At 73.0% G+C, this 8,241-nt stretch carries 6 protein-coding genes; all 6 read right to left on the bottom strand.

Annotated elements, in window-relative coordinates:
* A partial coding sequence (locus tag KN815_RS10600) for a beta-ketoacyl [acyl carrier protein] synthase domain-containing protein (RefSeq protein ID WP_216341518.1) occupies positions 1-1,158 on the bottom strand: 1,158 nt, incomplete at its 3' end.
* Positions 1,155-3,557 (bottom strand): amino acid adenylation domain-containing protein, encoded by a 2,403-nt coding sequence (locus KN815_RS10595; protein WP_216341517.1) that lies wholly within the window; start codon positions 3,555-3,557, stop codon positions 1,155-1,157. The genes KN815_RS10600 and KN815_RS10595, both read right to left, overlap by 4 nt.
* Positions 3,557-5,041 carry an FAD-binding protein gene (locus tag KN815_RS10590; protein ID WP_216341516.1) on the bottom strand — a complete coding sequence of 495 codons (1,485 nt, stop codon included), beginning with the start codon at positions 5,039-5,041 and terminating at the stop codon, positions 3,557-3,559. The genes KN815_RS10595 and KN815_RS10590 overlap by 1 nt, the downstream gene beginning before the upstream one ends.
* Positions 5,034-6,023, bottom strand: a complete 990-nt coding sequence (locus KN815_RS10585) for a phosphotransferase (protein WP_216341515.1) — start codon at positions 6,021-6,023, stop codon at positions 5,034-5,036. Before KN815_RS10585 ends, KN815_RS10590 begins: the two co-directional genes overlap by 8 nt.
* Positions 6,020-7,276 carry a hypothetical protein gene (locus tag KN815_RS10580; RefSeq protein ID WP_216341514.1) on the bottom strand — a complete coding sequence of 419 codons (1,257 nt, stop codon included), beginning with the start codon at positions 7,274-7,276 and terminating at the stop codon, positions 6,020-6,022. Before KN815_RS10580 ends, KN815_RS10585 begins: the two co-directional genes overlap by 4 nt.
* Before the next feature lie 2 nt (positions 7,277-7,278).
* A complete protein-coding gene (locus KN815_RS10575; RefSeq protein ID WP_216341513.1) occupies positions 7,279-8,235 on the bottom strand; it encodes a transketolase C-terminal domain-containing protein in 957 nt (318 codons plus the stop codon).
* Positions 8,236-8,241: the final 6 nt, after the last annotated feature.

Here is an 8,241-nt window from a genome sequence, read left to right as displayed (position 1 = left end):
CTCGCCCAGCGGCCGCAGCGGGCCGGACCGGGCGGCCAGGTCGGCGGGCAGCCGCTCGAAGTGCGCGGTGGCGGCGAGCCGCCGGTGGCGCAGCGAGAGCACCGCCTTGGCGAAGCCGGCCAGGCCCGCCGCTTCCCGAAGATGCCCGAGACCGCCCTTGACCGCCCCGACGTGGACCGGGTGGCCGGCCTCGGCGAACACCTCGGCCAGCGCCGACCACTCGGTGGAGTCCCCGATCCGGGTTCCGCTGCCGTGCGCCTCCACGTAGTCGATGTCCCCGGGCCCGAGCCCGGCCACGTCCAGTGCGGCCCGGATCACCTCGGTCTGGGCGGCGGCGTCGACCCCGGCGAAACCCGACTTGCCGCAGCCGTCGTTGTTCATGGCACTGCCCCGCACCACGGCCCAGATCTCGTCGCCGTCGCTCACCGCGTCGGCGAGCCGCTTCAAGACGACGGCGCCGACGCCGTCGCCGGGTACGGACCCGCCCGCCGCCGCGTCGAAGGGGCGGCACACCCCGTCCGCGGAGCCGATGCCGCCGAGCGGGGCCTCGTAGCCGCCGGGAGCGGGGACGCGGACCGAGGACACGGCGGCCACGGCCAGGTCGCTGCCGTGGCCGAGCAGGTCCTGCACGGCCAGGTGGACGGCGGTCAGCGCGGTGGAGCAGGCCGACTGCACGGTGACGGCGGCGCCCTGGAGGCCGAGCCGGTAGGCGACCCGGGTGGCGGCGTAGTCGCCGCGGTTGGTCACCTCCAGGGACTGGGCGTCGACGCCGGGGCGGCCGGCCAGCGCACTGCCGACCCACCGCTCGTAGTCGCTGTGGCCGACCCCGGCGTAGACGCTGACCGCCATCGTCCCGGCCCGGTCGACGTTGGCCGTGGTCAGCGCCTCGTCGACGGCCTCCAGCAGCAGCCGCTGCTGCGGATCGGTCAGCAGCGCCTCGGACGAGGCGATCCCGAAGCGGTCGCGGTCGAAGTGACCGGGACTCGGCACCGATCCGTAGGCGGGCACGAACGTGGCAGCCGTGGTGGCCTCCCGCCGGGTGATGCTGTCTTCGCCGGCTTCGAGGATGGACCAGTACCGCGCCACGCTGTCACAGCCGGGCAGCCGCACGGACAGGCCGACGACCGCGACGGCGTCCTCGTGGTCGAGCGCGTTCACCCCGAATCACCTCCTTCGACGTGGGGGGCGGTCCGCGAGCGGACGCGCCGGCGGCGGTCGGACGGCCGCCGGGCGGGTGGGCGGGCGGGCTCCTCGGTGTCCAGCAGGCGGGCGCAGCCACGCGGGGTGCCGGCGGCGAACACCTCGGCCAGTGCGAACTGCCTGCCCGCCGCGGTCTCCAGCGCGCCGCGCAGCAGCATCAGGCGCAGCGAGTCGCCGCCGAGGGCGAAGAAGTCGTCGTCGAGGCCGACCTGGTCCAGCCCCAGGACGCGGGCCACGAGCTCGACGGCCCTGCGCTGCCCGCCAGTGGCCGGTTCGGCGTAGGGCACATCGAGTTCCGGACGGCCACGGGGCACGACCCGCAGTGCCTTGCGGTCGACTTTGCCGCTGCCCAGCAGGGGCAGGGCGGGCACCGAGGCCAGCCGCGCCGGCACCATGAAGTCCGGCAACCGCCCGGCCAGGTACGCACGCAGCCGCTGGACCGGGATCTCCTCGCCCGCGGGCACGACGTAGGCGACCAGGGCGGCCCCCTGGTCGGGATCCGGCGCGCTGACGACGACGGCGTTGGCCACGCCCGGGTGCCCCCGCAGCACGGTCTCGACCTCCGCCGGTTCCACCCGTTGCCCGCGCACCTTGACCTGGTCGTCGGCCCGGCCCAGGTACTCCAGCTCGCCGCTGGGCAGGTACCGGGCCAGGTCCCCGGTCCGGAACACGACCGGCGGGCGACCGGGATCGTACCGGTTGGGCAGGAACCGCTCGGCGGTCAGGTCGGGCCGCCCGAGATAGCCGTCGGACAGCCCGGGGCCGCCGGTATGGATCTCGCCGGGGATGCCGGGCGGCACCAGCCGGCCCGCTGAGTCGCACAGGTACACGCGCATGTCGAGTGGGACGCCGACGTTGGTTCCGGGGCCGCCGGTCCCGGGTGTGGCCGGGGCCGCGGTGCGATGGCAGACGTAGTCGGCCTCGCTGAGGGTGTAGGTGTTGTGCACCTCGAAGCCCAGCGAGCGCAGTTCGTCCTCCAGGTCCTGGCTCAGCGCCTCGCCTCCGACGAACACGTGCCGCAACGCGGGCGCCGTGCGGAACGCGGGCTGGGTCAGCAGGAGCCGCAGCATCGACGGCACGAAGCTGACGGTGGTGATGCCCTCGTCGTGGATGAGCCGGGCGAGGTAGCGGTCGTCCCGGTCGCGGCCGGGCTCGGCCAGCACCGCGGTGCCACCGCCGGCCAGCGGCCGGACGAACTCCCGGAAGCTGATGGGCGACTTGAGCAAGTGCCGGTCCGCCGGGCCGGGGCCGTAGAGCTCCTGTTCAAGCCGGATGCGGGAGGTGTGCATCCGGTGCGGGCGCAGCACGGCCTTGGGGGTGCCGCTGCTGCCCGAGGTGAAGAGGACGTAGGCCGTGGTGTCGGGCTGTGCGGTGTCCGGCGGGGGACCGGACGGCTGGTCGAGGGCGAGCAAGGACTCGACCTTCCGGGCCTGCCCGCCGACGGCGGCGTGGCCACTGGCGGTGGTGAGCTGGGCCACCGGGTCGGTGAGGCCGAGGATGTCCGCGGCCCGCGGTGCGGGCAGTGCCGGGTCGAGGTAGACGAACGCGCCGCCCGCCTTCCAGATGCCCAGGATGGCGGTGAACAGGACGAGGTCCCGCTCACCGGTCAGTATCACGAGGTCGCCGGGTGCCCCGAGGTACGGGAGCAGGGCGTGCGCGAACCGGTCGGAGGCCGCGTCCAGTTGCCCGTAGGTCAGTTCGTTGTCGCCGTACCGCAGGGCGACGGCATCCGGCGTGCGGGCGCTCTGCTCGCGGAAGAGGCGGTGCAAGGTGACGTCGGCGTGCGGGGTGTGCGGGGCGTTCCAGGTTTCCAGCAGGAGCGTGCGCTCCGCCGGCAGCAGCAGCTCGACGTCGCCGGCGGCCCGGTCCGGGTGCTCGGCCACCTCGTGGGCGAGGATCGCCAGGTGTTCCGCGACCCGATCCGCACTGCCGTCGTCGAATACGGCGGCGTCGTGCGCCAGGTCCAGTACGTCACCGTCGGCGGAAAGCGTCCAGACGGGCCGGCCGAGCACGGCCGGTGGCACCTCGGCGGGGGACGGGAGCACGGCCGCGTACAGCTCGCCCTCGGCAGGCGGCGCGGCGGGCCGCGGCCGGATGGCGCAGGCGAGTTCGCCCAGCGGGGTGGTCTCCTGGTCCGCATCGCTGTCGTGGCACACGACGGTGCGGCCGTCGTCGGCGACTCCGACGACATCCCAGCCGGCGCCGTAGCGGTGCAGCAGCAGACGGCTCAGGGCGGCCAGCCGGGCCACCCCGCCGGGCCTCCGCAGCAGAGCTGCCGCCGGGGTGCTCAACCGTGCCGTGGCGTGCCGGGGCCGCGGCTCGCCGTGATCGGGAATGCGCTGCGGGAGAGTGATCATCACCGGTCCCCGCCCGTCACGGTCGCCAGGCCGGCCCGGCGGCGCAGCACGGAGCGGGCGGCCGCCATGCCGGTCGCGGCGCCGTAGGTGATGCCGATGATCTTCGAGGAGCTGTCGCCGACGAAGTACAGCCCGGGGAGGGAGGACTCCAGGTCCTCGGAGAGCTCGATATCGGGGAAGATCCGCTCGACAACGGGGGCGGCGACGGTGGCCGTGCCGGGCACGAGTCCCGGGTGCAGGGCGTTGAGCCGCTCGACCATGGCCAGCACGTCGCGGACCAGCGACGGGGGCAGGCACTCGCGCAGGTCGCCGTGGTGGTAATTGATCAGGCTGGTGGTCAGCGGCCCCTCCGGGGCAGGGCGCCGCGCCAACTCGTCCACGGTGGACACGACCGGAAGACCTCGGCCGTAGGCCGCGACCCTGGCCGCGAACGCGGCGGCGTGCTCGGTGCCGTCGGTCCCCTCCGGCAGGTCGACGGTGGTGAGAACACCCATGTTGGACTTGCTGGTGGGCTGGTTGAGGCAGTGCTGCCCGTCCAGGGCGACGGCGTCCAGGAAGCCGTACTGCATGACCCGGCCGCCCCCGCAGACGCAGAACGTCCGCACGGAGTGGCCCTCCTCGTTGAGGAAGGACAGCTTCGGGTTGTGGCAGCCGTCCAGCAGGCGGTCGAGATCCTCCCGCCGCGTCTCCAGGCGCACGCCCAGATCGACGCGGCGGCTGGGGCGGTGGCGCACGCCGATCCGGCCGATGAGCTCGCGCACCCACGGCAGACCGAGCTTGCCCACGCCCACCACGACGTCATCGGCCTGGAAGGCGGCCGGCCCGCCAGGAGTGGCCGCGCGCACCTCGAACCCGCCGCCGTCCAGCGGCTCGATGTCCTCGGCGCGGTGGTGCAGCAGCACGCGGCCGCCCTTCTCCTCCAGTTCGGCCTTGAGACGGGCGATGACGACCAGGGAGTCGTCCACGGTGACGCTCTGCGAGAACGCGGTGTCGACGTGCTGGAACATCGCGCCGAAGGAGTCGTCTTGTCCGGCGTGGACGGGCTCGGCGGGCGGCAAGCCCAGTTCGTAGAAGATGCGGTACGCCTCGGAGATCAGCTCCTGGGCGTGGTCGAACGAACCGAGGGCGCGCTCCAGCCCGCTGTAGGAGCGGACCGTGCCGTCCGGCGCGGACTCGATTTTGGAGCGGGTGAGCGAGGAGATGTAGCCGAGGTTGGTGTCGAAGTGGAAGGCGGCGCCGCCCAGCCCCGTCAGGCAGGTGCAGCGGGGGCACTGAAGGCGGAACTTCTCGGCGTCCCGCACGGACCGCCCGTCCATGCGGGCCACCAGGCGGGAGCACAGGCTCTCCCGCATGTCGCCGCCGGCCTCCAGCAGGGCGACGCGGCGGCCGGCCCGCACCAGGGTCAGGGCCGCGAACAGTCCGGCGGGGCCGCCGCCGATGACCACGGCGTCGTTACGGACCGGCGTGGCGTTGGTGTCAGACATGGATGCTCCCGTCGACCGTTGGGCGCCGTTCGAGGTAGCGCTCGCGGAAGGGGCGGTAGAAGAGGCGGCTGGTGTCGCGGCCTTCGGCCTCGATGCGCTCGATCAGCCACTGGCAGGTGAACGGCAGCAGGTCGAGCACGCGGCCGGGCCGCTGACCGGTGTGGGCGCCGTAGTGGTCGAGACCGCGGGCCAGGACGGAGCCGAACCAGTGCTCGCCGTCGAAGACCTGGTCGTAGAGCCAGTCGAAGCCGCGCTCCTGGTAGTCGGGGAAGACCGCGAGCGCCGTCGTGATGAGCAGGTTGACGATGTCCATGGCGGCGATGCCGGTGGCGCGGTAGTCCTCGAAGTCCAGCACCCTGGCGGTGCCGTCACGCGGGTCGCGGCGGACGTTCCACGGGCCGAGGTCGCCGTGGGTCGGCGCCAGCAGTGCCGTGCGCAGTGCCTCGTCGGCGTGCCGAATGCCGAACTCCGGGGTGCGGACGTAGTGGGCGGCCGTCTCCAGCGCGAGCTCGGGCGTGCTGGAGACCGTGGGATGCGACCGGTGCAGTTCGACGACGCGGTCCACTGCCGGGCGCAGCACCTGCCACAGGCCGTCAGGGGTGTCCACGCCCGTGACGGCGGTGGGCAGGTCGACGCCGGGCAGGTAGCTCATGGTGAACCCGCCCCCCAGCGCGTCGAGCGGGGCCGGACAGCCCAGGGGCGACGGAGGCCGGAAGGAGCGCAGGACCTCGAGCTCGCCGGCGAGCTTCGGGTCGCTGTGCGACAGCGGGATCTTGGCCACCGCCACGGCCTCGCCGTCGATGTCGAGACGGACGAACGTCCGACGGCGGACCTTGCGGGCGCTCGCAGGCGTCCAGGTGCTGGTGTGCACGCGCTCCGGTGACACCTCGCCCTGCCCGGTGCGTTCCCGGTGGGCGGCCAGCATGAGTTGGGTGATCTCGTCGGTGTCGACGGTGCGCTCCGCGAGGTCGGCGGCGGTCACGATGTCCTCCCGGCGGGAGTGAGGCGGTCACTGACGTGGGCCAGCAGGTCGGCCAGGGCGGGGCCGCCGAGAAGCCCGCCGAGCTCGTCGACGGCGGCGTCGCGTTCCTGGTTCGTCAGTTGCCGGTAGTCGGCCAGCCGCTTGTCCAGGTAGTCGGCGAAGGAGCGGTACTCCGCCTCGTCCGAGAGGAGTTCGCGGGTGAGCCGGTCCAGCGCCCGAGTGCCCTCCAGGTCGTCCTCCGGTACCTTGAACCGGGTGCCGAGGTCGATGAGGCTGGCCGCGTTGTCACCGATCGCGGTACCGCGCAGCGCCCGCAGGTTGGTGACGTGCCCGTAGTGCTGTTCGGGCAGCAGCAGCGGGAGCTTGCGCAGGATCACCGCCTCGTGCAAGGAGGTGAGGCTGGGCGGCACCGCGTACAACGGGACGTGGGCCAGGTGCCGCAGGAAGTCCTTGTGCGGCAACATGGTGTACTCGATCTCGACGCCTCCGTGGGTCTCGGTCACCGATTCGCGGAACGCACCACCGCACACCAGGACACGGCGCAACTCGGGCTGCGCCGCGGCGAGTTCGGCGACCCACCGGCGCAGCAGGTCGAGATAGGCGTTGTGGGACTCGTAATTCAGGAAGAAGTTCTGGAAGCCACCCAAGTTGATCAGTAGGTCGGGAATGCGGTCCGGTGCGGGAGCGGACAACGCGCCATCCAGCGCGCCTCGGTCCACGATGGGGCCGCATAGCTGGATGTGGCTCGCGCCCGCCCTGGTCAGGGAGTCGATGCGCGCCGCGACACCGGGGAAGTTCTGCGCGTAGGACCGGGTGGCCAGCAGATGGGCCAGCAGGATGCGCTCGTGCGGCGTCAGCGTGTCGAAGACGAACCGCGCGGTCTCGTCGTCGGACCAGCGCACGAGCTGAGCGCGGGCGGCCAGTTCCGCAACGCTGCGCTCGGTGAGCCAGAAGCTCAGCAGGCTGTCGAAGAACAGCACCGGCACGTCGGCGCGCACCGCCCAGAACACGAGTTCCGCGTCCATCACGCTGACCACGAAGTCGGCCTCGGCCAGGCCGGCCGCGACGTCCTCGTACCGCTGGGTGTCGCCCTCGTTGATGTTGGTGAAGCGGTGCACGTGGCGCCGCGCGAAGTCCAGCGCGACGTCGCGACCCGTGAAGTCGATCGTGGCGCCCTCGAACAGCGGCGATATGGCGGTCAGTTTGGAGATGGGTCCGAAGCCGCAGGCCTGGGCGCTGGAGAAGATCCTCATCGTCACGCTTCCCTCGTCTTCCGGTTGCGGTAGCTCAGTACGGCGGACCGGATGCTCTGGCCGTCGACGCCGTAGAAACGGAGAAGGTCCTGGTGGGCGGCGACCGGCGGGTACCGGTGGTCGGTGTGCAGGCTGATCACCGCCGGACCTCGGCGGCCGAGTGCCTCCGCGGTGGACGGACCGAGACCGCCGGGCGCCAGGGATTCCGCCGCGGTCACGACGAGCGGCCGGCGGCCGGCGAGCTCTCGGATCGCGGTGGCGGGAAAGGGGTGCAGGGCGGCCACCGAGGCGACGGCCGCCGCCACCCCGTCCGCGGCCAGCCCGTCCGCGGCGTCGAGTGCCTCGGCCACGCATCGCCCGGTTGCCAGGACCAGGACGTCGTCGCCGTCCCGCAGCAGCCGGGGTCCGGCGGGATCGCCCTCGGAAGCCGCGGCCGGCAGCACGGGATCAGGACGCGCGGAGAGCCGCACGTAGGCCGGTCCCGAGGGGTCGGTCAGCAGCGTTCGCACCACGGAGACGGCGTCGGCGGCATCGGCCGGGCAGTACACCCGCATGCCGGGCATGGCCGACATCAGGGTGATGTCGTCCGGGGCGTGGTGGGTGGGGCCGAGTGGGCCATAGCCGAAGCCGCCGCCCACGCCGAGCAGTACGACCGGCAGGCCGGGCACGCACACGTCCAGCCGGATCTGTTCGTTGGCCCGGCGGACCAGGAACGGCGCCATGGCGGCGGCCACCGGACGCAGGCCGGCACGGGCCAGCCCCGCGGCGACGCCGACCAGGTTGGCCTCGGCGATGCCCGCGTCCACATAACGACGCGGATCCCGCTCGAGGACCTGGTTGAACAAGGCCCGTCCGTCCGCACCCAGGGCGATCAGGCCGGGGTCGGCGTCCACGGCGGCGGCCAGCACCGGGGCGAGCGCGGCTCGCATGCTCCGCGGCGGGATGGATGTGGTGGTCAAGGTGTT

It is taken from the genome of Streptomyces niphimycinicus (assembly GCF_018883605.1).
Lineage (GTDB): Bacteria > Actinomycetota > Actinomycetes > Streptomycetales > Streptomycetaceae > Streptomyces > Streptomyces niphimycinicus.
This window is presented reverse-complemented; position numbering and strand designations above follow the sequence as displayed.

What these genes read in the sequence shown, in the direction of transcription:
- KN815_RS10595 (WP_216341517.1), bottom strand. Translation starts at nt 3,557, where the DNA reads ATGATCACTCTCCCGCAGCGCATTCCCGATCACGGCGAGCCGCGGCCC.
- KN815_RS10590 (WP_216341516.1), bottom strand. Translation starts at nt 5,041, where the DNA reads ATGTCTGACACCAACGCCACGCCGGTCCGTAACGACGCCGTGGTCATC.
- KN815_RS10580 (WP_216341514.1), bottom strand. Translation starts at nt 7,276, where the DNA reads ATGAGGATCTTCTCCAGCGCCCAGGCCTGCGGCTTCGGACCCATCTCC.